Origin of the sequence: Nonomuraea ceibae, from assembly GCF_019396325.1 — a bacterium.
Classification (GTDB): Bacteria; Actinomycetota; Actinomycetes; order Streptosporangiales; family Streptosporangiaceae; genus Nonomuraea; species Nonomuraea ceibae.
Window position 1 is genome coordinate 1 of sequence record NZ_JAHKRO010000141.1, and the last position, 21,565, is coordinate 21,565.

The window sequence follows — 21,565 nt, forward strand, 5'->3', positions numbered from 1 at the left end:
TCGCCCTGACCGGCGCCAAGGCCGACGAACGCCTCACCCTGCTCGGCATGCTCGAAGCCGACCCCGACCTGCTGGCCCGCCACCGAGGCCGGCAGGACCTGATCGCCGACATGCAGTACTACGGCCGTGACTTCGAACATGCCCTGGCCACCGCAGGAGTGCGCCTGCTGCGCAAGGCCCGCAAAGGCGAGCCACCACGCTCCGGCGCACACCTGTTCAAACCCCTGCGCCAGACCATCGAGTCCATCAATCAGACACTGAAAGGCCAGCTCGACCTCGAACGCCACGGCGGGCGCACGTTCGCGGGTGTCATCATCCGCGTGATCACCCGCATCCTTGCACTGACCGCCGTGATCTGGCACAACGACAAGACCGGTCAGCCCATCGCCCGCTCACTGACCGCCTACGACCACTGATCCCAACCCCTTGGAATCAATCATCTAGCGGACAGTTGGATCTTGCTGGTGAACCCGCCACCGGAACGGCTTAGGCACTCCCAGTCTGGCCATCTCCGCCAGCCGGGTGGCCAGCGCGGCGGGCACCGGATCGCCCTGGTCTGTCCCGGCGGCGTCCTCCCGTTTTGCCGCCCCGTGCGGGAGACTACGGGGGTGGTGGGCGGAGCGCGCCTACGGCGTGCTGGTGCGCCCGGACAGTGGTGGAGTCCACGGAGATGTCCCCGTCCACCTGGCCTTCGGCGTCCTGCTCGGCCTGGATCGCGGTCAGCAGCAGCTGCCAGGTGCCATCGGCCGGCCAGCGGCGGTGCGGTGGCGCCCTTTGAGGGTGGGCACGCCATCATCGTCGATGATCAGGTCGGCGTCGTCGAGGTAGTCGGCTTGCAGGCGCGCGGCCGCGGCCAGGTGGGCGTCCTTGAGGTAAGTGGCGAGGTCATCGGGGCTGTCAGGCAAGCCGACCTTCTCGCAGAAGCGCCCAAGTTTCGAGCGGCACTTCGGCCAGGACAGCTGGTGGGAGCGCCAGTCAGCGGGTGAGCAGCCGCGTGTCGGACCCCTGGGCCGGTCGGGGCAGTGAGTCCGGCTGGGGAGATCAAGATGAGCCCTGCTGCCGGTTTCGTCGGGAGATGACCTGGGGTGTGCAGCCCAGTGGCGCCAAGCGCGGGGATCACGGCGTCGTGGTCGTCCAGCAGCTGGTGGAGCGGGCCGGGGGCATGACGACGGCGAAGGCGCGGTGGAGCCGGGGGCGCTTTCAAGGACTCGGCTTGGCGGGCGATCGCGGTGACATGGTCTCCGGTATTCAGGACTTGCTCGGTGATGAGCCGCTCGGTGATGAGCCGCTCGGTCCGGCCGACGGCGCCGATGATGGCGATGGAGGGGCATGGTGACCCCTTGATCATTTCAGTTTGTCAGGCCGCACGGCAGGCTTGGCGGCGGGCTGGAACTTGAAGGAGATGGCCTCCATGACGGGCTTGTGCTTTGTGTTGTGGAAGGCAGCGACTTGCCATCGGCCGTCGCCCTGGCGGGCCAGGGCGTAGGTCTGGATCTTCTGGAGCTTGCCGGGCTTGTCCTTGTAGGTGTCGCCGCAGGTGATGACCAGGGCGGTGTCGGGACCGGTGAACCGGATGTCGATGATCTCGTAGGCGAGCCGGGTGCCCTTGAGGAAGCTGTCGAACAGCGCCTGGTGTGCGCTCCCGATCTCCGGCCTGCCAACGTAAAGGGTGCCCACGTAGGTGATGTAGGTGGCGTCTGGGGTGAACTCCGCGCTGTAGGCGGCGCCATCCCCGATCCTCCAGGCGTCGGCTAGGCGCTCCAGGACAGCGGTGATCGCAGTGGAGTCGTTCATGGCGGCGAGTTCCTCTCTGAACAAGGGGGGAGGGATCACTTCTCGGCGGCGGGCTTGGTGTCGGAGTCGAGCGGGAACGACATGTGCTCCATGCCCGGCTGCCGCTTGGTGTTAGGGAAGGCGGCGATACGGCAGCAGTGCGCCTATGCCCTCGGCCCGCTTGGCTCGTCGCCCGCATGGCCGCTAGGGAACGCCGGAACGTCGTCGACCTGGTGGGGCGTGACAGTGGTGGTCATGACGATTCTCCCAACGTGATAGCTTCTTACAAGAAGTTTCTTCGTTGAAGAAGTCTCTTCTCCAAGGAAGAGACTAAGGAGGGGGAGATCCTTTGTCAACATCCGAGGATGCGAGCCGGATCTACCGCCAGTACCTGAGCGCGGTGATGCTGCACGGCCACGCCAGCGCCAAGGCCTGCGACCTGGGCGCGACCGACCTGTACGCGCTGAACATCCTCGACCTCTCGGGGGCGATGACCCCCGGGGAACTGGGCGCGCGCACAGGACTGACCACCGGGCCGACCACCCGCCTCATCGACCGCCTCGAGCAGGCCGGCTACGTCCGCCGGGTTCCCGACCCTGGTGACCGCCGCAAGGTCATCGTCGAACCGGCCGACGGTCCCGTCCTGCTCGACACGGTCCTCGCCCCCGTCCGACGGCAGATCGGCCAGATCATCGGCGGCTATACCCCCGAGGAACGTCAGGTCCTCTTCGACTACTTCGCCCGCGCCGCACGCGCCTACCAGGACGCCACAGAAGATCTCAATGCGGCACTGTGAGACCAATGGAGTCAGCGTGGACGGCTCGCGATCATTGAGCCCGGTGCGGTCGTTGCTCCTGGCATGACCTTCGTCGCACCGCCCGCACTGATCCAGCCCGCACCCGGACCGCTCGTCTGACCTGCCGGCTGATGCCGATCTTCGTTCGCAGGGTTCAGGTCCGGTCCGGTGATGGCCTGGGCGAGGTCTTGTAGGTGGGTCATCCGGGGATGGTGTCCGTGTCACCGAGGAGCGTCATAGTGGCCTTAAGACCACCGGCAGGTCGGGACGCGCGGGGTTGTGCGGTTGCTAGGACGTCAGCGAGTCCAGGGCGGGCGCGATCATCTCGAAGACTTCGCCGGTCAGCGTGACCGGGTCAGCGATGCCGTCGCTGCCGCTCCACCGCTGCAGCACGGTGTCGAAGGCGGCCAGCGCGACCCCCGCCGCCAGATGCGGGAACGGCCCGGCCGCCGGATCGAGCCCCAGCCTGCGGCCCAGCTCGGCCGCCAGCTCGTCACGCCACTGCGCCCGCCGCTCCAGAAAACGTGCCAGCAGCGCGGGCGTGCCGAGGATCAGCCGCACCACCCGCAACGCCCGGCCGTCATGAGCGGCACACGCGCTGACGGAGGTTGCGACGGCGTGACGCAGCGCCACGGACGGCGGCTCCGAAGCCGGTCGGGCCGCCAGCTCAGCCCGCATGCCACTCCCCAGGTCGCCCAGAAACCGGACGACCACGTCCTCCTTCGAGGCGAAGTAGCGGAAGAACGTGCGCCGGGACACACCGGCTGCAGCCACGATCTCGTCAACCGTGACCGCCTCGAACCCCTTGGTCGCCAGCAACCCGAGCGCAGCCTGGGTCAATTCGTCAAGCACGAGCTGGCGTTTGCGCTGAGCCAAGGGAGTAACCACCCACACATCGTACCCCTCGTGCCAGTTTCGACACGCAAAGCCAGATTGACACTCAGTGCCATCCACGGCAGATTGTGTCACATGAGCACGCAGTCATGGACGATTCCCGACCAGAGCGGGCGGACCTTCATCGTCACCGGAGCGAGCAGCGGACTGGGCCTGGCCACTACCCTGGCGCTCGCCCGCGAGGGCGCGCACGTGATCCTCGCCGTGCGCGACGAGGCCAAGGGCCGCGCCGCCGCGGCCCGCATCACCACAGCACACCCCCGCGCCCGCCTCCAGGTGCGGCCACTCGACCTGGCCAATCCGGACTCCGTCCACACCTTCGCCGCCCGGCTGCGCGCCGACGGCCCACGCCCGGACGTGCTCATCAACAACGCCGGCGTGATGGCGCCCCCGCGAACGCTCACCGCCCAGGGCCACGAACTGCAGTTCGCCACCAACCACCTCGGCCACTTCGCGCTCACCGGCCTGCTGCTCGACCTGCTCGCCCAGGGCGCCGACCCCCGCGTGGTCACGGTCACCTCCGCCAACCACCGCAAGGCGCAGATCGTCTTCGACGACCTGTCCGGCGAACGCCGCTATTCGCCCATGGGCCACTACAACCAGTCGAAGCTCGCCAACGCCGCCTTCGGCTGGGAACTGCACCGACGGCTGGCTGATGCTGGCAGCCCCATACGCAGCGTTCTGGCCCACCCCGGCTATGCCGCCACCGGTCTCCAGAGCGGCACGCCCGTCGGCCCGGTCCGGCTGCTGTTCGGCCGCGTCCTCATCCCGCTTGCCCAGCCCGCCGACCAGGGCGCCCTGTCCCAGCTGTACGCGTCCGCCGCACCCGGCGTACGCGGCGGCGACTTCCTGGGGCCGGGCGGCCCAGGCGAGCTGCGTGGCGCGCCGAAGCGGGTCCGGCTCGCCCCCGCCGCCACGAATCCCGAGACCGGCCGCCGGCTGTGGGAGCTGTCGGAACGCCTGACCGGAGTGCACTTCCCGCTCGATCCCGCCCCCGCATAGTCCCGGGCCTGACGATCCCCCCAGTTAGCTGATCGTCGGGCATCCGGAAAGAGGGAGGACATGATCGTCGTCGGAGTTGACCGGTCCAGGGCGGGACTGATGGTCGCCGCACGAGCCACTACCGAGGCGGCATGGAGCAGCCAACGGCTCCCGGTCAGACGATGCGGTCGCGCGGCTTCGCGACGCCCTCATCCCCGACGCGCCGACCTAGCCGTCAGCTTCGCCTCGGCACCATATCGCCCACGCCATCACCTACACCCGTCGCCGAGATCCCGGCAACCTGAGCCTGGAGGTGCCGACGGTCTGACGACTCACGCGCACACCAGGCTGACGTTCACGGTGATGCCTGCTGGTTCTCTGGCCTTGTTCGACCGCCGCCCGGTGGGGCACGTCGCAGCCGGCACGGGCTCGGCCCGTCGCGGCCCAGTTGCCCACCGGCCCCGGGCAGATCAGCTGCGGGGTCAGGGCCAAGACCTGAGTGACTGCCACACAGAGCCCCTGTGGGACAAGCAGCTGAGCAACCGTCGAGGTCAGACCCTCCCTCGCGTCATCCCCCAGGCGCTCGATCATCCTGTCCAGCCGTGCGACCACGTCATCGTGGGCGCGCGCGGCGGCGCGGCGGCCCTCCTCTGTCAATGCGACGCGGGAGGCTCGCGGTCACAGCCGGCGGCTTCCACCACGGGCTCGGCGTCCCTCCCGGCTGGGAACCGCCACCGTCGCTCCTCATGCGCAACAACGGGAGCCGGGGAGACGGGCGCGAGCACGTGTCACACCGGCCCTAGTCCAGGACGGCCGCACACCGTTCGAGGTATTCTTCAACGTCAAATGGCTCGGCAACTCCCGGCTCGCGCCGTGCAGCGAGCACCTCAAGCAGGTGCCCTGTCGCAAATGGATGAACGAGCACTGTGACTCGGCGGACACCATCGCCTACGTCGGGTTCGACCACGCGGAGACACGACGGCTGCCCGGCACGGTGAAGGGCTGGTCGCCGTGGCACGTGGAGTTCCACTGTGCGACGAGCCGCACATGTCCAAGGAGCGGATGATTTTGTTGGTCTCAACGGGTAGCGCTTGTAGGTGAGTTCTGACAGCGGTTAAAGATCAACACGAGGCGAAATGTTTGTGAGAAATGACAGCGCCCGCTCCGCCGTGATCACGCGGAAGCGGGCGCTGGATGGTCTTCAGCCGTGGTGGGAGGGAGCCGACGATTACGGGGTCGGACGGTGGCCGGAGCTCAGGTGGCCGAGGATGAGGCGCGCCACTTCGTGCGGAGCCTCCAGGTGCATGTCGTGGCCGGTAGTCAGGTCGGCGAGGGAGAGCAGCGGAGTATGCGCGGCGGCTGTCTTTAGTTCGCGAGCAAAGCCGCGGACGTAGGCGTCAAAGGCCACCGAGACGGCCGGGGGCAACATCGCACTCAGGTCCGAGCCGCTGGAGGAGACGACGAGAAGGGGACAGCGGGCCGCCCGGTAGACGGCGATGAGGTCGAGCGCGTCCATCTGCGCGATGAAGTGGGTCATCTCCGGATCGCCCGCCGTCTGTTCGGCGAGGAACGCGCGCATCGTGTGCTCGGCGCCGACCGGGTCGACTCCGTCGAAGGGCCCCGTGGGATTGGTATGCCCGTCCAAATTGACCGCGAGAGGGCACTCGGGATGCTCTGAGGCCCACAGGGCCGCGACGATGCCGCCCAGCGAGTGCCCGGCCACTGCCGGATGCTCCATGCCGTGGTCGTTGATCGCCTCACCCACGGACTCGACGGCTCCGGCCCAAGACCACGAGCCTAGATCCGGCAAGTCGATCGCCACCGTGCGTAACCCCGCTGCCTCCAGCAGCGGCGCGGCGAGCCGCCAGTCCGTGGACCTCCGCCCACCGCCGGGCAACAGAAGAATCTCCGTCATCGTGGCACTCTCCCGGCCCGGCGGCCGCCGCTGCAACCCAATTCCGCCCCTCGGCGGCAGGCCGTGGTGTAGTGGTGAAGGTATTACGTCCCCGATCCGTGGTCGGCGGGCAAGTCGGCGATTCGCCGCTCTTGGAAACGGACGTTGGAGCGAGTGGCCTTGAGCCGTCCGTCGAGGACTCGGTGCATCGACGTCGACGCTCCTCGATGACGCGCGATTCGCCCGGCTCCGCATGGAGTGGTGCGAGGTGAACACGACCCTGGCCAGGCTCAGGCCTGACATGATCCCGCACCGGCGAGAAGGTGTTCAGCTGGTTCACCGGGTGACGATCACGAAGACGACCGAGCGGCACAAGAACTACTCGTCCAACGGGGCGTTCACCCGCGAGATCGACCGGCACACCTGGTGGCTCAAATGCCCATGCGGACTGCATGAGGTGGCCGAGTCCTCAAGCGAGGCTCGGCGGCGCAAGGACGAGCATGACAGGCCGCTCGAAGTGGTCGTCGCGTGATGGCCGCGGGCCTTCGTGTTCATAGGCCCGTGCGTACAGCGCCAGGGTTGTACCGGGCATCCGGAGCCTGGCTTTGGTTGCGGCAGATGATGAAGTTGGTCTCTCGATTCAGGCAGGTGAGGTTGAGGACGCCGTCCAACACTCCGGAGAGTGTCCCGGCGATGTCGTTCAGGTCGCAGAAGTATCCGCCGTAGGTGGGGTGAGGTCCACAGGGGAGAAGACTGCTTCCGCCGATGTCGTCGGGGGGCGCGATCGCTGCGGCCTGGGCGGGAGCGGCGATGAGGGTGAGGGCGGCGGCAAGGACAGCGGTGGTGCTCACGATTCGATGCATGGTGACCTCCTCGATCTAGGCGGGATCTCAATTACTTAAAGTAATAATTAGACTACTTTTAGTCAAGATTCCTGTAGTGGCACCCCGGGTCTCCAACACTGGGCTCAGTGGGCGGCGTCGGTCCGGGCAAGGATGTGCTGCCGGTGGGTGATGCGAGAGCATCCGATTGGGGAGGTGAGCCTCTCACCTCAGGTGAGGGGTGCCTGGTCGACACCAGCAGTGTCAACGGGTTCTGGGCGGCCGGTCCCGGTCTGCCGATGAGCGCGTACAGTGCCGCCAAGTTCGCCGTGAAGGGCACGTCGGCACGGAGATCGTGATCAACTCCCGCCGGATCCACGGCCACTGCGAGCCTGTCGACATGACCACCGAGCAACTCGCGGACGCCCGCGTGCTCGCCGCAGCCCTCGCGGGCGTTGCCGCCGACCGATTGAGCGATGAGGAGGTTCGGGCTGCGGTCAACAGCATGGGTGAGTGGTTTCGCGACACCGCGCCGCTGTCGGCCGCCGACGCCGCGACCATCATCCTTGACGGCGTACGCGCCGGCACGTGGCGCATCCTGGTCGGAGATGACGCCCTCGCGCTCGACGCGGCGATGCGTGCCGACCCGCTGGACCTGTACCGGCCCGACAGCCCGACCCTGGCGGCCGTGTTTCCCGACATGCCCCGTCGCGAGGAGTGACTCGGATTCGGTAAACCGGTCACCCCGCGGTGCCGGAGATCCCGGCCTCGTTACCACGCCGAGGGCGCCAACGTTCGTGTGGACGGAAGGCACGTGGGCACTGGCACTGGCACTGGCACTGGCACTGGCACTGGCACTGGCACTGGTCGACGGCGGAGGAGGGGATACCGGACGCCGTAGCGGGGGTGGCGCCACCGCCGTTGTCACCGCGAGGAGCAGCCGGCCGCCCGGGCGGGCGCGCCCGACGAGCACAGGACTTACCGCGTCCCATGGCAATCGTCGGTGATCTCGCTGAGCCCTGACGTTACGAGGTTGCGTTCACGCCACCGTCCGACCCGAGCGGGCGGGACGGGGCACCGCTTGGTCGGCCACAGAGCGGCGTGACATGACTGCGATCCCACTAACATGGCGAAAATCACCTGTACGAGCAGGCGTGGCGGCTCTCACTGATGCCTCACAAGGCTTTGGCACGTCCGAACTCTGAGCCGCCGATGACCTCGACTGCCGCAGCTACGAGATCGTCGACGACGGGGCAGGCCAGAGCATCTCTCCAGGTTTGCTCCGTGGCCCGCCCGTCGCCGGTGCGCACCAGGATCGGGCGGACCCCGGCGGCCTGCGCGGCCGTGATGTCCGATGCCCGATCGCCGATCAGGTAGCTCTTGGACAGGTCGAGCTTCAGCTCGGCGGCCGCGCGCTTGATCATGACGGGGCTGGGCTTCGGCTCGTCCCCTACGTTGAGCCGATCGGCGACCGCGTGGTGCCCGGCCACCGGGCTGCTGTAGACCGCGTCGACGGTGACGCCTTCGTCGGCCAGCAGCTCGGACATCCGGTCATGCACCTCCTCCAGGGTGCCCGGCTCCACGTAGCCCAGGCCGACGCAGGATTGATTGGTCACGACGATCAAGGCGTAACCGTGATCACGCAGCAGCCGGAGAGCGGGCGCTGCGGCCGGCAGCAGATGCATCGCCTCGGGGCCGTGCCGGTAGGTCGCCAGCGTGTTGATGCACCCGTCTCGATCGAGGAACACCGCCTTGCGGGCGGGTGCGTCACTTGCAAGGTCGACCTGCGTGTGCCGGACGGCGCCGACGAGGCCGCCGTCGAGTGCGATGTCGAAGATCCGGTACGGGTGCGGATGCTCGACGAGTGCCGGGGTGACACTGAAGGTGGTGGGCCCGATCGTGGTGGGCTCGGCTCCTGGATGGTAGTGCCCGGACAGGGACAGGACGACCCGGCCGGAGTCGCTGGTTCGCCGCTGGAGTTCCTCGCCTTCGGCGTAGGTGTGCGGATAGCCCTCGTCCAACCGCGGCGTGATGACGAAGTGCTGCAGATGGACCTGCGGACGTGTGCCCGGGTCGAGCAACGAGGAGTCGAACCGCTCCCGTTCGGTCAGCGTGCGACGAGGCACGTTGCCGGTCGACTCCCGATCCCAGAAGCTGACGAAGCGCAGTCCTGCGACGTCGCGGACGAACGGCCCGGACCCCAGTTCCTCGGCGTGGACGCGATAGCTGTCGTGGTTGCCGGGAACGGCGATCCACTCGATGCCGCAATCGTCCAGCATCTTCCGCACGAGACGATAGTCAGCTCGTACCCGCTGCCAGACGAGCCTGTCCCGGGCAGTGTCCCGCTCGGGGGCGAACAGGTATTCCGGGACGTCCACCAGGTCACCGGTGATCACGATCAGATCGGCGCCGCGACGGCGGGCGTCGTCGAGCGCAGCTGCAAGAAGTCCGGGAGCCGTACGACTGCGCCGGATCGGCAGCCTGGAGTGTCCGGGGATATGGCTTCGGAGGTGAATGTCGGTGATGTGGGCGATGCGCATCGAGGATGCTTCTCCTGTCGTGCCAGAGCGTGACTCGAACAGCCGGCGTCTGTCGCGTGACCTCGGTCGACACCGGCTGGTGCCGTGCGGAACGTCCGGTGAGAGCACGTCGGACGTGCTGATGGTCCGCTTCCTGCGGGAAGGAACCGGATCGAGCCGGCGAGATCACCCAGCCGGCCGGGCCGTTGACTTCCTGACCTTGAGCTCGACGGGAAGCTCCCGATGGGGTCTCTCGATCTCGTCCCCGTTCAGGGCTCCGATCAGCATCGTCGCCGCCTGCCGGCCGATCTCGAACCGGTCGACCGCGATGGTGGTCAGCGCGGGACCGAGCAGATGCGACGTCGGGAGGTCGTCATGACCGACGACGCTCAGGTCGCCGGGAATCCGGAGCCCGGCTGCTATCGCCGCGTCGTAGACGTAGTGGGCCAGCAGGTCGCTGTCGGTGATGACGGCGGTCGGGCGATCGGCCTTGGCGAGCGCGCGGACCACCCGCTCGATCGTTTCGTCGGCGGCACTGCCGGAGACGACCCGGGAGGGAAGTCCCGCGGCCCTCATCATCCGGCGGAACAAGGACACCCGTTCGGAGGCCGAGGACAGTCCCGGGTTGGTGAGCAGGGCGATCCGGCGGTGCCCGAGTTCGAGAAGGTGGTCGACGGCCAGCCGGACCGCCTGGGACGCGTTGCCGCGGATGCTCATCACGCCTGACGACCTGGCGCTGCGCGCCGAGTTGACCAGCACCATGGGGCGATCGGATTTGCCCTGCCAGGTCTCCAGCACGGCCTCGCCGTCGATCGGCGCGATCGCCAGCCCGTCGAGCTGCCGGTTCGTCATGGCCCTGATCATGCTGGTCTCGCGCGACCGGTCGAGATCCGAGGTGCCGATAAGGATCTGATAGCCGTGTTCCTCGGCCGCGCCGCTGAAGCCGTCGATCAGGCGCAGGTAGCCGGGGTTGCTCAGGTTGCGGCTGATCAGGCCGAGCATGTTGGAGCGCTCGACCCGAAGCGCGCGTGCGGCGAAGTTGGGACGGTAGCCCTGCTCTTCGGCGATCGCCCGGACGCGTTCCCGAAGCTCGTCGCTCACCCCGGGGCGGCCGTTGAGGGCCATGCTGACCGCGGTCGGGCTGATGCCGATGATCGCCGCCAACCCCTTGAGGGTAGGGCCGTTGGACATCCGTGGCATCAGACGTCCCTGCTCGCCGTCGGCTCGCCGTCCTTGGCGTACGAGTATCCCGCGTTGGGCCCCAGCACGGCTTCTATTGTGCCACTTTGTTCGATGATCGGCAGACTGGGCGAGCTGAGCGAATTGCCGCTGACGACGGTCGCCGCGATCTCCCCGCCGACCGCGGCGTCCAGGTGGACGGCGGGGCCGCTGGTGCAGCTCACCACGTTGCCGGTGATCGCGACGCCGGTCACCCGTCGGTCGCCGCCGGTCCTGATCCGGATGCCGGCGGCGGTGCCGGTGAAGGCGTTCGCGCTGATTGAGACGGCGCCGGTGTTGGTCAGGTTGACCGCCCAGCACGACAGGTCGGTGGCGGTGTTGTTCGCGATCACGACCGAGCTGTGCTGCAGGCTGGGATGTCCGGTGTGGCAGCCGACGAAGGTCGGGTAGCCGGAGCAGAAGTTGTCGATCACCCGGATGTGACTGCTGTGGGTGTCGTCCTCGGCGCCCCATGCCGTCAGCCCCGGCGCGGCCAAGTCGAGGCTGACCGCCTCCGTCTGGTAGGCGTGCGGTTGGCGAGCGATGCCGGTGAAGAAGCGGCATCCGGAGATCGTCACGTTGTACGTCGAGTTCGTCTCGATGGCGTGCCATTCGGGCATGTTCCGGATCTCCAGATCACGGACCTGGACATCCCTGGCGTGGTTGAACACCATGCCGAAGGACGGCTGGGGGTTCGCGAAGCCGTTCACATCCCAGATGCCGCCCTCGACCACGATGTTGCCGGGCCCGTCGTGAGCACCGACGGACCGCTCGCCGCCGTACGGTCCGTTGATCAACATCGTCTCGATCGGTCCGGTCCGGACGATGCGCGTCGCGGGCGTGAGCGTCAGTCGCGTGCCTGCGTGCACCCGCAACGGTGCCCCGCGCAGCTGCCACTCCCCGGGACCTACGATCACTCGCCCACCGGCGGTCCCGGCCACCTCGTCCAGCGCCCGCTGCAACGCGCGCTCGTCCTGGGCTCCGCTCTGCTGCACGACCTCGACCACGGCTCGACCTGTCACGTACGCCTCCGTCTTGCCGAAACTGTTATTTACGGCCAGTCCGGCCAGTGTTAACGTGCCAACTGTAACGTTGAAGTTCGTGGTGGTCGAGACAGAGGATGATGCCGTGACGTCGATTCAGAGGAGGGACCGGATAGGCCGCGAGGCCGTCGCCACCCATCCCGGCGCGACGTCCCCGAGCCGCCTGGACCCGCGGTCATTACCACCCTCTGGACGGATGCGACGACTCACGCACGCGCTGCGGCGGCACAAGGCGATCTATCTTCTCCTGCTGCCGGGAATGCTCTACTTCCTGCTGTTTCACTACCTTCCCTTGGCCGGTGTCTCGATCGCCTTCATGGACTACTCGCCCTTCCTGGGGCTGAGCGGCTCGTCATGGATCGGACTGGACAACTTCGCCAAGCTGTTCGACGACCCGGAGTTCGCCAGCACCGTCCGCAACACCCTGGTCATCTCGTTCCTGCAGATCGCGTTCGCGTTCCCCGCTCCGATCCTGCTGGCGCTGCTGCTCAACTCGCTGCTCAGCGGGCGGGTGAAGCGCATGGTGCAGACCGTCGTGTACCTGCCGCACTTCCTGTCCTGGGTGATCGTCATCGCCGTCTGGCAGCAGGTGCTGGGTGGTGCGGGTGCCTTGGCCGACCTCTTCCAGCAGCTGGGGCTCGGCAGCGTCAACGTGATGGCGAACGCTGAGACGTTCAAGATTCTGCTGACCGCCCAGGTGATCTGGAAGGACGTGGGATGGGGGACGATCATTTTCTTCGCCGCCATCGCCTCGATCCCCACCCAGCTGTACGAGTCGGCCGCAGTGGACGGGGCGGGACCCCTGCGCCGCACTTGGCACATCACCCTGCCGGGAATCCTGCCTGTGATCGTGCTGCTGCTCATCCTCAAACTCGGCGACGTGCTGTCCGTGGGCTTCGAGCAGATCCTGCTCCAACAGCCCTCCGTCGGAGCCGAAGCGGCGCAGGTGCTCGACACGTTCGTCTACTTCCGCGGGGTGCTCGGAGGCGACTGGGGCATCGGCGCGGCCGCCGGCCTGCTCAAGGGCGTCATCGGCACCCTGATGATCGTCGCCGCGAACCGGATGGCGCGCCGCGCCGGCAGTGAAGGACTGTTCTGATGACGTCATCCCACCGACCGGCCTGGGTCGAACCGCCGAACCGCGTCGTGACCGCGCTCAAGGGCATGGTGATCGGCCTGATCCTGCTGATCATGATCTACCCGCTGGCGTACGTGATCCTGAACTCGTTCGCCAGCCCCGAGGCCACGACGACGGCTGGGCTCATCCCGAGCGAATGGAGCTTCTCGGCGTACACCACGATCTTCAAGGGCGGGATCGTGCAGCGGTCGTTGATCGTCTCGATTGCGATCACTCTGGTCGGCACGGCGCTGTCCTTGGCCGTCACCGCGACCCTCGCCTACGCGCTCACCAAGACCCGGCAGATCCCCGGGGTACGAGCGGCCCTCTACCTGGTCCTGCTGACGATGCTCTTCAGCGCCGGCATCATCCCGAACTACCTGGTGGTGAAGGCGTTCGGGCTGCTCGACTCGTACTGGGCGCTGATCATCCCCGTGCTGGCCTCGGCCTTCAACGTGGTGGTGATGCGGAACTTCTTCATGCAGCTGCCGCGCGAGCTGTTCGAGGCCGCGCGGATGGACGGCGCGGGGGAGCTGAGCATCTTCGTCAAGATCGTGCTGCCGCTGTCCAAGGCGGTGCTGGCGGTGATCGGCCTGTTCTACGCGGTGGCCTACTGGAACTCGTTCTTCAACGCGATGCTCTACCTCAACGACGCGTCGAAGTGGCCGATCCAGCTCGTGCTGAACTCGTACGTCCTGCAGGGGGCGTCGATGAGTTCGATGAACAACACCGAGATGTACAACCTGCCCTCCAGCCAGTCCGTGCAGATGGCCGTAGTGGTGCTGGCCACGGTCCCGATCCTGATCGTCTACCCGTTCCTGCAGAAGTACTTCACCAAGGGTGTGCTGACCGGTGCCATCAAGGGCTGACACCCTCGCAGCGCCACCGCCACCCGCACCGGTTCGTGCCCCCTGACCAACTCGTTGGGAGTTCAGCGTGTCCTCGAAGTCCAGATATCCGCATGCCGGAGGCGGCGCCCCCCTGATGAGCCGACGGGCCGCACTCGGCCTCGGGTTCGGTGTCGTGGCGGGGACGGCCCTGGCCGGCTGCGGATCCGGCGGCACCCGCTCATCCGGCACGACGAAGGCCGCGGCGCCGCCGCCGGCCTACGTCGCGCCGCCGGTCTATCCGGGGGCCATCGTCCCGGAGGTGCCCGGTGTCCCGACGGCCTATCCCTCGATGCCGAAGAAGCTGACCAGGACCGTCACCCAAACACCGGGCCGCGGTGGCGTCGTCCGGCACTTCCATCTGACCTGGGGGCCACCGGCGACTCCACTCGCCGACAACCGGTGGTGGCAGGGGCTCAACGAGCGTCTCGGCATCGACTTCAAGGTGACGGAGGTGTCGGCCGGCAACTACGAGGCGAAGTTCGCCACCATGCTGGCCGGAGGCGATCTTCCCGAAGTCGTCCAGCTGACCTTCTCCGCGGGCTGCCTCAAGGCCATCAAGCAGGGCGCGTTCGCCGATCTGAGCGAAACCCTGTCCGGCGACAAGGTGCTGGAGTACCCCAACGTGGCCAACGTCCGCACCGAGCAGTGGCAGGCCTGCACCATCAACGGCGGGCTGTGGGGCGTCCCCATCGACGTGCCCGTGGAACTGCTGGAATTCCGCTACCGCAAGGACTGGGCGGACAAACTCGGCTTCGCCAAGCCGCCGGCCGATGCCGAGGAGACCGCCGAGCTCCTGGTCGCGATGACGAAGGGAAAGCCGGAGGGGTCCAAGGAGACCTGGGGCCTGACGGCCTTCCCCGGAATGGCCCTTGAGCTGGCCTACGGCATGTTCGGCGTACCCAACCTCTGGACGTACGAAGGCGGCAAACTCACCCACGCCATCGAGACTCCGCAGTTCGAGGCGGCGATCGCCTGGTTGGCCAAGCTGTGGAAGAACGGCGGGATGCACCCCGACGCGCTCGCGCTCGGCAGCCAGACCGACCGTTACCGGGCCTTCGTCGTCCAGGGCCAGGTCGGCATGGCAGTGGACTCGGCGGCGAACTTCCATCGCCCGACCTCCCAGTTCGGCAAGGTGGTCGCCGAACTGGACGGCGCCTTCGCCGCGTTCGTCCCGCCAGGACACGACGGGTCGGCCAAGGCGGTCTTCCGCAAGTCGGCGGGGGTCTACGGCATCAATGCGATCTCGGCCGAGGCCGCCAAGGACAAGGACCGGCTGGCCGAGATCCTCCGGCTGTTCAACTGGCGGCGCGGGCCCGTGGGCAGCGAAGAGTGGTACTACCAGGGCTGGGGCGCCGACGGCGACTACTTCACCCGCGGGGCCGACGGGGAGCCGGTCCCCGTCGAGGGCACCAACCTCGACGCGGACAAGGGCGCCATCGGCTACGGACTGACACCGCAGAGCTGGATCTTCCCGACCGCCAAGGAATGTGTGGAGACCAACTCCCAGATGGTCCGCCAATCGGTCGCCAGCCCGGTCGAAGGACTTCAGTCGGATACGCAGGACGCGCGCGGCGCCCAGCTCGATCAGCTCTTCGCCACCTACATCAACCAGATCGTGGTCGGCTCCCGGCCGCTCACGGACATCGAGAAGTACCGACAGGCCTGGCGCGGTCAGGGCGGCGACCAGATCCGCCGCGAGTTCCAGGAACAGTTGAAGGGGCGTTGATGTCCGGCGTCCTCCACCTCAGAAGGGAAAACGACATGAACATGAGCCGACGGGCCGCACTCGCGGCCGGTGTCCTCGGCGGCGCCGCCGCGGTGACGGCGGGCGGCGCCGCCGCAGCGCAGGCCGCATCCGCCGAGCCCGGCCCGAACCCGCTGGTCGCAGGCGAGTCCGCCAGTGTGCGCCGACTGCGCACGCTGCTCAACCTCGCCGCCCGCGGGGACCGGAGCCTGGAACGCGACGCCGGCGGGCGGTGCGTCGTGGTCGCCTCGCCGGGCGTCCACGTGCTCAAGCGGCCGTTGGTCATCGGCGGCGACACCACGCTGCGGGCGGACGGCGCGACCTTCACCTCCGACGTGGCGGTCAAGCCACAGACCTACTACAAGGACAAGAACCAGCACTCCCCGGAGCCCACCTACCCCGACTCGTTCGTCAGCGTCGCGGCCGTGAACTCGCGCGAGGCGACGTTATTGATCAACGCTGTTCCCGACGACTGCACCGGCCACCGGGCGCCCGGCAACATCCGGCTGGAGGGCGGCATCTGGGATCCAACCGCGCACTTCGTACGGAACGCGACCGGCGACGATCGCGCGAAGGCGACGGACGCGCCGCCGATGAACGCGATCACCTTCGAGCACACCCATCACGTCGAGCTGCATAAGGTCACCGTGCGCAACGTCAAATGGTGGCACGGAGTCGAGTTGAACGCCGTCCGCACGGCTACCGTCAGCGAATGCCGGTTCGAAGGCTGGATCGAGGCGCCGACGGCCGGGCTGTGGCACGGCGAGGCGGTGCAGCTCGACGTGGCGACCACCGGCACCACCTGGGGCGGGGTCGCTGACAACACCCCGGCCACTGACATCCGGGTCATCGACAGCTACTGCGGTCGCTCGCAGGACTACCCGGGCTGGGGAAAGATCATCGGCTCGCACACCGGTGCCCCCGGTGCGGTGCACAGCGACGTGTGGATCGAACGCAATCTCATCGAGCACGCGAAGTGGGACGCGATCGGGCCGATGAACACCTCCCGCGTCGTCATCCGGGAGAACACGATCAGGTCGTGCTGGGGCGGCGTCTACGTCAAGTCGATCAATCCGAACCCGAACGAGACGGTCGACATCATGGGCAACGACATCACGCTGGTCGACGGGTCGACCCGTCCCGCGGTCGGCGTGAACGCCACCAACGCCCAGCTGCCGGTCAGCGACGTCGCCGTTTACGCGAACATCGTCAGCGGCGGCGGCTTCAGCTACAGCGCGAACGTCACCTTCAGACGCGAGCCACAACGGTGATGTCACTCCATGAGACGAGTCGCATGACCCTCCCGTCGTGCCGTTCGAGGTCGCAGGAGGTTCACAACGTACGGCGGGTCTGATGCTCGAGGGACACGCTTGATGTCCGAGACCGCCGTGGAGTCACTATCCACGAACGAACCGCCCGCCAAGCTCGACAGCCCGATCTCGTGAGACAGGGGATCGCGATGCTGGTGAATCGATTCCGCCGCGAGGGGCCGCAGATGACCGGTGCGGGCGGCCTGCTGTAACAGCCGGCCAACAGGTGTCGGAGTTCGCTCCTGGGAGACGACCGCGAGCACGATCGGCGTGCTGCTGGCTCTGCTCGAGATGTCGGCGACGGACAAGGCTTACCAGGAAGACGAAGGACCGGTCCGCACCCCGTACAAAAGCAAGAACAAGCTGTGTCCCGGAAGCAAGCCAACCGCTCGCACGCCCGCCTTCGCGGCCCCGGTGAGCGTGCGAACGCCCAGCTGGAAGCTGGAAGATCCTCCGAAGCGACGCTGCAGTCCGTCCAAGGCAGGCCATCGATCATCACCGTCCCGACCGCCGCTGGAGCGCTGGGGAAGGAAGTCTGAGGCGACGCCTCCGCCCGCGCGCCACCAGGGCCGGCAGTACGTACACCTGCCGCCGTGAGGTCCCGAGCTCGTCTGCCGCCGCGTCCGCGGCCGCCAATCCCAGCCGCTGCTGATCGGCCAGCGGGCCGATCAGCAGCGGCTGGCATACCGCCACGTCCCATGCAACCAGGACGGCGTTGCAGGATCTCTCCGTCAGCGATCGGGGGCGTCCGGTCGGGTTCGGGCGAGGTCGGCTTCGGCCTTCAGTGCCCATTCCTGCTGGGTCTTGGCCAGGCGCACGCCGTACTCCAGGGTGATGCGGCCGTATGCGGAGAGGTTGTCCTGGCGGTTTTCGAGGAAGGCGCGGATGCGCTCGAGTCCTTCCAGGTGCTTGCCGGCGAGCTCGGACTGGTGGCGGAGATACGCGCGGGCCTGTTCAGGCGTGATTTGCCCCAGGAAGAAGACGCGGAGCAGCATGTCGCTTCGGAGCACGCGGGTCGGCTCCACGTCGGTGATCCAGTGGCGCAGCTCGGCCAGCCCCGCCTCGGTGATCATGTATTCCTTGCGACCGCGCCGACCTTCGGCTGAAACGTCCACCAGACCCGCGTCGGCCAGCTTGCCGAGCTCGGTGTAGAGCTGGCTCTGCGTGGCCGGCCACACGTTCGACAGAGAGACGTCGAACGTCTTCATCAGGTCGTATCCACTCGCGGGTCCCTCGGCGAGCAGTCCCAGAACGGCGTGTCGAAGACTCATATTCCTATGTTGACATGTCGGCTCAGGAAGTTCTAGATTCGACAGGTCACAACAGGAACGTGAAAGGATCTCTCATCATGTCGGGCCTGCTCGGCTTTCTGCCCTGGATCCTCTACGCGGTCATCGCCACCGGGGACGAGTGGCGCTGGGGCGCCATCACTGGGCTCGTCATCGCCCTCGTCCTCATCGTCGTCGACCGGCGGGCAGGCAAGGCATGGGACGAGATGGTGATCGAAAGCAGCGCGGCGATCTTCTTCGCCTGCCTCACAGCGCTGTCGCTCCTACGCCCGCATTCGCCGCTCACCCCGTACGGGCCCGCCCTGGTCAACGTGTGGCTGGCCGGCACCGCCTGGGGCTCGCTGGCGATCCGCAGGCCGTTCACGCTCGGCATCGCGCGCACGATGGCTTCCGAAGCGGTCTGGAAGAGCCCGCGCTTCTATCGCGTCAACGTCGTCATCACCACGGCCTGGGCGGTGGCCTTCACTGTCGCCGCGATCTGCCTGACGCTGGTCCTTTTCGTCTCACCTCATGCGACGGCGCTGGTCGTCGCCATCAAGGTGCTCTCGTTCGTGCTTCCCGCGGCCTTCACGAGCTGGTACCCCAAGCGTGTGGCGGCCCGCGCCTGACATGTCGGCGGTGTTCCTGCACGGCAACCTGCCTTCTCACACTTGTGGCGCAACGTCATCCGAATGGCTTTGCCCGGGGTGGGCTGCAGGCGCCGGCCGACGGAGCGCGCACCGGCCCCAGGCGGCGCTGACTGTGTCGGCCTGGACCTCCCATAGCTACGGCGAGCCGCCACCCCGGGCATCCCCGAGGGCTAATGAGGTGATATGCGAAGAGTTGGCTATCAGTTCCAATGAGGAGTTATCTCAGGTAGCGCATACCTTCCGTTAACCCCTCGGGCTTCTCGATGGTGATCGGGCCATTGATGGCATCGGCCCGGGGAGGAACTCCGACGTGCGTACCGACTGGGAACAGGATGAGCTGATCAGCACGTGAACCTTGGTGGAGGGCGGTTGGGACCTGGTCGGGGAAAGGCGGGGGCCGGCAGGCTCGGTTTGGATTGATCTTGAAGTTCTACGAGATCGAGGGGTGGTTTCTCGCCTATCCCGAGGAGATACCGGCGGCCGCGGTGCAGTACGTGGCATCGCTGGTGGAGGTCGAGCCGGAGCTGCTGGCGAAGTACTCCTGGCGGGGCCGGACCATCGAGCGTGACCGGGCGCGGATCCGCAGGCGATTCGGCACCCACCCGGCGAGTGGGGACGTTGAGGAGCGGCTGGCGCAGTGGCTGGCCGACAAGGTGTGCCCGATCGCGACGAACCGTGATCGCCTGGCCGAGGCGGTGCGCGAGCGGTGCCGGAGCGCCGGGATCGAACCGCCGAGTAGTGGCCAGCTGGAACGGGTGGTCAATTCCGGGTGCCGCCGTTTCGAGGAGGCCTTCGCCGAGCAGGTGATGGCGCGGCTCGGGCCGGCCGTGTGCGCTCGGCTGGAGGAGTTGCTGGGGCGGCCGCACGTGCTGGCCGAGTTGAAGGCCGGCCCTGGGCCGCTGGGGCTGGACACCCTGCTGGTGGAGATCGGCAAGCTGGCGACCGCTCGCACCCTGGGGCTGGGTGAGGCGGTGTTCGCCGAGATCTCCGATCAGATCGTGGCGGCGTGGCGGGGCCGGGCGATGCGGATGTATCCCTCGGATTTCGAGGCCCGCCGGCCGCCGGTGCGCTACACGCTGCTGGCGGCGTTGTGCTGGACCGGCAGGCCGAACTCGTGGACGGGCTGGTGGAACTGTTGATCGGGTTGATCCACCGGATCAACGCCCACGCCGAGCGGCGGGTGGAGAAAGAGCTGATCGGTCAGCTCGCCGCGGTGCCCGGTAAGCGGGGCATCTTCACCACGATGGTGAACGCCGCGCTGAGCAAGCCCGATGAGACGGTCCGGCAGGTGGTCTTCTCCGCGGTGCCGGGCGGGGAGAAGACGCTGCGGGCGCTGGCCAAGAAGCTGATGGCCACCGAGCGTGTGGTCGCCGAGCGGATCCGCTACCAACTGCGGGGTTCCTACTCGCACTACTACCGGCGGATACTGGCGCCGCTGCCGGCCGCGCTGGAGGTCAAGTGCCACAACACCCCACCGGCCGGTGATGAACGCGATCGAGATGCCGGCCCGCTATGCGGGCGTCGATGCCGACCAGCGGCACTACGCCGCGGCCGAGACGGTGCCGATCGACGGGGTGGTGCCCAAGGCGTGGCTGGACGGCGGCGTCGACGCCGGAAGCGGCCGGGTGGAGCGGATTCCGTACGAGCCTGCGCGCTGATCGGGCTGAAACGCTCTGCGCCGCCGCGAGATCTATGTCGAGGGTGGCGGCCGTTGGCGCGATCCCGATGAGGACCTGCCCGGCGACTTCGAGGACAACCGGGACGCGCACTACGCGGCGCTGGGCAAACCGCTGGATGCCACGGGGTTCATCGCCGGCCCGAAGACGCGGATGTGGACCGCCCTGGACAAGCTGAACACCGGCCTGACCCAGGGCAGTACCGGCGAGCCCTCAGCCCGCTGTTCAGGGCTCGTGTGAACCCCTGCGGCCGGTTCCGGCTGGACATGGAGAGCCGGCTCGATCTCACCGCGGCGTGAGCGGATCTCCGGGCGGGACGGTGCGGTGGTTCTGGCGTCACCTCATGTTTCTGCGCCGCCTACTAAGTACGCGATCGCCTTAGCCGGCGTCCGTGCTGTGGCGTTCGGGTAGCCAATCGCGGGCGGGATCGTGTTCCAGCCATCGGTTGCGCTCGGCCTCCGTCACGAAGGCGCTTGTCAAGGTGTCCAGCAGTGGGAGGCCGCCGTTGTCGCGCCAGAGCAGTGACCAGGCGTACAGCGGTGTGGGGTCGATCAGCGGGATCGAGCGGATCGCCGGGTGCGGCGGGAGGGGGATGTCTGCGGGCAGCAGGCTGAAGCGGTGCATGTCGGCTGCCAGATCGGCCAGGAAGCGGTCCAGCCCCAGGTTGGTGCCTTCGGCGTGCTGGTGGATGCCGAAGGCCATGGCGAAGCGGTGCAGGAAGTCCAGCCGGTGGAGCGCGCCGGGGGTCCACAGTACGCCGTCGCGCAACTGCGCCGGACGGACCGCGGGCGCGTTCGCCAGCGGGTGATCGGCGTGGAGGATGGCGTCCACGGGTTCCAGCCGTACCAGGCGATGGGTCAGCCCGGCGGGCAGCGGCGCGTGGACGCGGCCGAAGGCGGCGTCGATGTCGCCGTGCAGCAGCGCGGTGATCACCGACGGCAGGTCTCGGCCGTGGCCCAGTTCCAGCCGCG

At 67.7% G+C, this 21,565-nt stretch carries 23 protein-coding genes and 1 pseudogene; 13 read left to right on the forward strand and 11 right to left on the reverse strand.

The window, feature by feature from the left end:
* A partial coding sequence (locus KME80_RS44010; protein ID WP_504739706.1) for a transposase family protein occupies window positions 1-416 on the forward strand: 416 nt, incomplete at its 5' end.
* Between the two features lie 205 nt (window positions 417-621).
* On the opposite strand, the pseudogene KME80_RS51250 reads toward KME80_RS44010, so the two are convergent.
* A pseudogene (locus KME80_RS51250) lies at window positions 622-792 on the reverse strand (IS5/IS1182 family transposase); the annotation flags it as partial.
* Window positions 720-905, reverse strand: a complete 186-nt coding sequence (locus KME80_RS44015; RefSeq protein ID WP_219517620.1) for a hypothetical protein — start codon at window positions 903-905, stop codon at window positions 720-722. The pseudogene KME80_RS51250 and the gene KME80_RS44015, both read right to left, overlap by 73 nt.
* Window positions 906-1,075: 170 nt before the next feature.
* Here KME80_RS44015 and KME80_RS44020 point away from each other — a divergent pair, with 170 nt between their 5' ends.
* Window positions 1,076-1,336 (forward strand): hypothetical protein, encoded by a 261-nt coding sequence (locus KME80_RS44020; RefSeq protein ID WP_219517621.1) that lies wholly within the window; start codon window positions 1,076-1,078, stop codon window positions 1,334-1,336.
* Between the two features lie 8 nt (window positions 1,337-1,344).
* On the opposite strand, the gene KME80_RS44025 is transcribed toward KME80_RS44020, so the two are convergent.
* The gene (locus tag KME80_RS44025; RefSeq protein ID WP_219517622.1) at window positions 1,345-1,794 is read right to left on the reverse strand and encodes an SgcJ/EcaC family oxidoreductase; all 450 of its coding nucleotides are present in this window, start codon (window positions 1,792-1,794) and stop codon (window positions 1,345-1,347) included.
* 328 nt (window positions 1,795-2,122) lie between these two features.
* Between KME80_RS44025 and KME80_RS44030 the strand changes: the two genes are divergently transcribed.
* Window positions 2,123-2,569, forward strand: a complete 447-nt coding sequence (locus KME80_RS44030; RefSeq protein WP_246646752.1) for a MarR family winged helix-turn-helix transcriptional regulator — start codon at window positions 2,123-2,125, stop codon at window positions 2,567-2,569.
* A gap of 288 nt (window positions 2,570-2,857) precedes the next feature.
* Here the strand turns inward: KME80_RS44030 and KME80_RS44035 are convergent, their stop codons facing one another.
* A complete protein-coding gene (locus KME80_RS44035; RefSeq protein WP_219517623.1) occupies window positions 2,858-3,421 on the reverse strand; it encodes a TetR family transcriptional regulator in 564 nt (187 codons plus the stop codon).
* A gap of 117 nt (window positions 3,422-3,538) precedes the next feature.
* Between KME80_RS44035 and KME80_RS44040 the strand changes: the two genes are divergently transcribed.
* Window positions 3,539-4,465, forward strand: a complete 927-nt coding sequence (locus KME80_RS44040) for an oxidoreductase (RefSeq protein WP_219517624.1) — start codon at window positions 3,539-3,541, stop codon at window positions 4,463-4,465.
* A gap of 1,207 nt (window positions 4,466-5,672) precedes the next feature.
* On the opposite strand, the gene KME80_RS44045 is transcribed toward KME80_RS44040, so the two are convergent.
* Entirely contained in the window at window positions 5,673-6,359 is a 687-nt protein-coding gene (locus KME80_RS44045) for an alpha/beta fold hydrolase (protein WP_219517625.1), read from the reverse strand.
* 247 nt (window positions 6,360-6,606) lie between these two features.
* Here KME80_RS44045 and KME80_RS44050 point away from each other — a divergent pair, with 247 nt between their 5' ends.
* Window positions 6,607-6,870, forward strand: a complete 264-nt coding sequence (locus tag KME80_RS44050) for a hypothetical protein (RefSeq protein ID WP_219517626.1) — start codon at window positions 6,607-6,609, stop codon at window positions 6,868-6,870.
* 19 nt (window positions 6,871-6,889) lie between these two features.
* On the opposite strand, the gene KME80_RS44055 is transcribed toward KME80_RS44050, so the two are convergent.
* Complete coding sequence (locus KME80_RS44055) at window positions 6,890-7,201, reverse strand: hypothetical protein (RefSeq protein WP_219517628.1); 312 nt, start codon at window positions 7,199-7,201, stop codon at window positions 6,890-6,892.
* 358 nt (window positions 7,202-7,559) lie between these two features.
* Here KME80_RS44055 and KME80_RS44060 point away from each other — a divergent pair, with 358 nt between their 5' ends.
* Window positions 7,560-7,880: a hypothetical protein gene (locus tag KME80_RS44060; protein ID WP_219517629.1), complete on the forward strand. Its 321-nt coding sequence runs from the start codon at window positions 7,560-7,562 to the stop codon at window positions 7,878-7,880.
* Between the two features lie 454 nt (window positions 7,881-8,334).
* Here the strand turns inward: KME80_RS44060 and KME80_RS44065 are convergent, their stop codons facing one another.
* The 3 genes from KME80_RS44065 to KME80_RS51255 all read right to left on the reverse strand — a co-directional run bounded on the left by KME80_RS44065 (window position 8,335) and on the right by KME80_RS51255 (window position 11,918).
* On the reverse strand, window positions 8,335-9,699 hold the full coding sequence (locus KME80_RS44065) for an HAD-IIIA family hydrolase (RefSeq protein WP_219517631.1): 1,365 nt from the start codon (window positions 9,697-9,699) through the stop codon (window positions 8,335-8,337).
* 165 nt (window positions 9,700-9,864) lie between these two features.
* The gene (locus tag KME80_RS44070; RefSeq protein WP_219517632.1) at window positions 9,865-10,869 is read right to left on the reverse strand and encodes a LacI family DNA-binding transcriptional regulator; all 1,005 of its coding nucleotides are present in this window, start codon (window positions 10,867-10,869) and stop codon (window positions 9,865-9,867) included.
* Between the two features lie 8 nt (window positions 10,870-10,877).
* Window positions 10,878-11,918 carry a glycoside hydrolase family protein gene (locus tag KME80_RS51255; RefSeq protein WP_219517633.1) on the reverse strand — a complete coding sequence of 347 codons (1,041 nt, stop codon included), beginning with the start codon at window positions 11,916-11,918 and terminating at the stop codon, window positions 10,878-10,880.
* A gap of 79 nt (window positions 11,919-11,997) precedes the next feature.
* On the opposite strand from KME80_RS51255, the gene KME80_RS44080 reads away from it, so the two are divergent.
* The 4 genes from KME80_RS44080 to KME80_RS44095 all read left to right on the forward strand — a co-directional run bounded on the left by KME80_RS44080 (window position 11,998) and on the right by KME80_RS44095 (window position 16,961).
* Window positions 11,998-13,038, forward strand: coding sequence for an ABC transporter permease (locus KME80_RS44080; protein WP_308126182.1), 1,041 nt, complete (start codon window positions 11,998-12,000; stop codon window positions 13,036-13,038).
* A complete protein-coding gene (locus KME80_RS44085; protein ID WP_219517635.1) occupies window positions 13,038-13,925 on the forward strand; it encodes a carbohydrate ABC transporter permease in 888 nt (295 codons plus the stop codon). Before KME80_RS44080 ends, KME80_RS44085 begins: the two co-directional genes overlap by 1 nt.
* A 115-nt stretch (window positions 13,926-14,040) precedes the next feature.
* Window positions 14,041-15,672, forward strand: a complete 1,632-nt coding sequence (locus KME80_RS44090) for an extracellular solute-binding protein (protein ID WP_219517636.1) — start codon at window positions 14,041-14,043, stop codon at window positions 15,670-15,672.
* A 35-nt stretch (window positions 15,673-15,707) separates the two neighbouring features.
* Window positions 15,708-16,961 carry a right-handed parallel beta-helix repeat-containing protein gene (locus tag KME80_RS44095; protein ID WP_219517637.1) on the forward strand — a complete coding sequence of 418 codons (1,254 nt, stop codon included), beginning with the start codon at window positions 15,708-15,710 and terminating at the stop codon, window positions 16,959-16,961.
* A 770-nt stretch (window positions 16,962-17,731) separates the two neighbouring features.
* Here the strand turns inward: KME80_RS44095 and KME80_RS44100 are convergent.
* Window positions 17,732-18,271: a PadR family transcriptional regulator gene (locus tag KME80_RS44100; RefSeq protein WP_219517638.1), complete on the reverse strand. Its 540-nt coding sequence runs from the start codon at window positions 18,269-18,271 to the stop codon at window positions 17,732-17,734.
* 77 nt (window positions 18,272-18,348) lie between these two features.
* Here KME80_RS44100 and KME80_RS44105 point away from each other — a divergent pair, with 77 nt between their 5' ends.
* The 3 genes from KME80_RS44105 (at window position 18,349) to KME80_RS44115 (ending at window position 20,647) form a co-directional block, all read left to right on the forward strand.
* Window positions 18,349-18,897 carry a hypothetical protein gene (locus KME80_RS44105; RefSeq protein WP_219517641.1) on the forward strand — a complete coding sequence of 183 codons (549 nt, stop codon included), beginning with the start codon at window positions 18,349-18,351 and terminating at the stop codon, window positions 18,895-18,897.
* A gap of 443 nt (window positions 18,898-19,340) precedes the next feature.
* Window positions 19,341-20,057, forward strand: a complete 717-nt coding sequence (locus tag KME80_RS44110) for a DUF4158 domain-containing protein (protein WP_219517642.1) — start codon at window positions 19,341-19,343, stop codon at window positions 20,055-20,057.
* Window positions 20,045-20,647, forward strand: a complete 603-nt coding sequence (locus KME80_RS44115; protein ID WP_219517644.1) for a hypothetical protein — start codon at window positions 20,045-20,047, stop codon at window positions 20,645-20,647. Before KME80_RS44110 ends, KME80_RS44115 begins: the two co-directional genes overlap by 13 nt.
* Before the next feature lie 325 nt (window positions 20,648-20,972).
* On the opposite strand, the gene KME80_RS44120 is transcribed toward KME80_RS44115, so the two are convergent.
* The coding region (locus KME80_RS44120) for a LysR substrate-binding domain-containing protein (protein ID WP_246646754.1) at window positions 20,973-21,565 on the reverse strand (593 nt) is incomplete at its 5' end.

What these genes read in the sequence shown, in the direction of transcription:
- KME80_RS44025 (WP_219517622.1), bottom strand. Translation starts at nt 1,794, where the DNA reads ATGAACGACTCCACTGCGATCACCGCTGTCCTGGAGCGCCTAGCCGAC.
- KME80_RS44100 (WP_219517638.1), bottom strand. Translation starts at nt 18,271, where the DNA reads ATGAGTCTTCGACACGCCGTTCTGGGACTGCTCGCCGAGGGACCCGCG.
- KME80_RS44055 (WP_219517628.1), bottom strand. Translation starts at nt 7,201, where the DNA reads ATGCATCGAATCGTGAGCACCACCGCTGTCCTTGCCGCCGCCCTCACC.
- KME80_RS44095 (WP_219517637.1), top strand. Translation starts at nt 15,708, where the DNA reads ATGAACATGAGCCGACGGGCCGCACTCGCGGCCGGTGTCCTCGGCGGC.
- KME80_RS44070 (WP_219517632.1), bottom strand. Translation starts at nt 10,869, where the DNA reads ATGTCCAACGGCCCTACCCTCAAGGGGTTGGCGGCGATCATCGGCATC.
- KME80_RS44090 (WP_219517636.1), top strand. Translation starts at nt 14,041, where the DNA reads ATGAGCCGACGGGCCGCACTCGGCCTCGGGTTCGGTGTCGTGGCGGGG.
- KME80_RS44060 (WP_219517629.1), top strand. Translation starts at nt 7,560, where the DNA reads ATGACCACCGAGCAACTCGCGGACGCCCGCGTGCTCGCCGCAGCCCTC.
- KME80_RS44045 (WP_219517625.1), bottom strand. Translation starts at nt 6,359, where the DNA reads ATGACGGAGATTCTTCTGTTGCCCGGCGGTGGGCGGAGGTCCACGGAC.
- KME80_RS44020 (WP_219517621.1), top strand. Translation starts at nt 1,076, where the DNA reads ATGACCTGGGGTGTGCAGCCCAGTGGCGCCAAGCGCGGGGATCACGGC.
- KME80_RS44105 (WP_219517641.1), top strand. Translation starts at nt 18,349, where the DNA reads ATGTCGGGCCTGCTCGGCTTTCTGCCCTGGATCCTCTACGCGGTCATC.
- KME80_RS44040 (WP_219517624.1), top strand. Translation starts at nt 3,539, where the DNA reads ATGAGCACGCAGTCATGGACGATTCCCGACCAGAGCGGGCGGACCTTC.
- KME80_RS44085 (WP_219517635.1), top strand. Translation starts at nt 13,038, where the DNA reads ATGACGTCATCCCACCGACCGGCCTGGGTCGAACCGCCGAACCGCGTC.
- KME80_RS44065 (WP_219517631.1), bottom strand. Translation starts at nt 9,699, where the DNA reads ATGCGCATCGCCCACATCACCGACATTCACCTCCGAAGCCATATCCCC.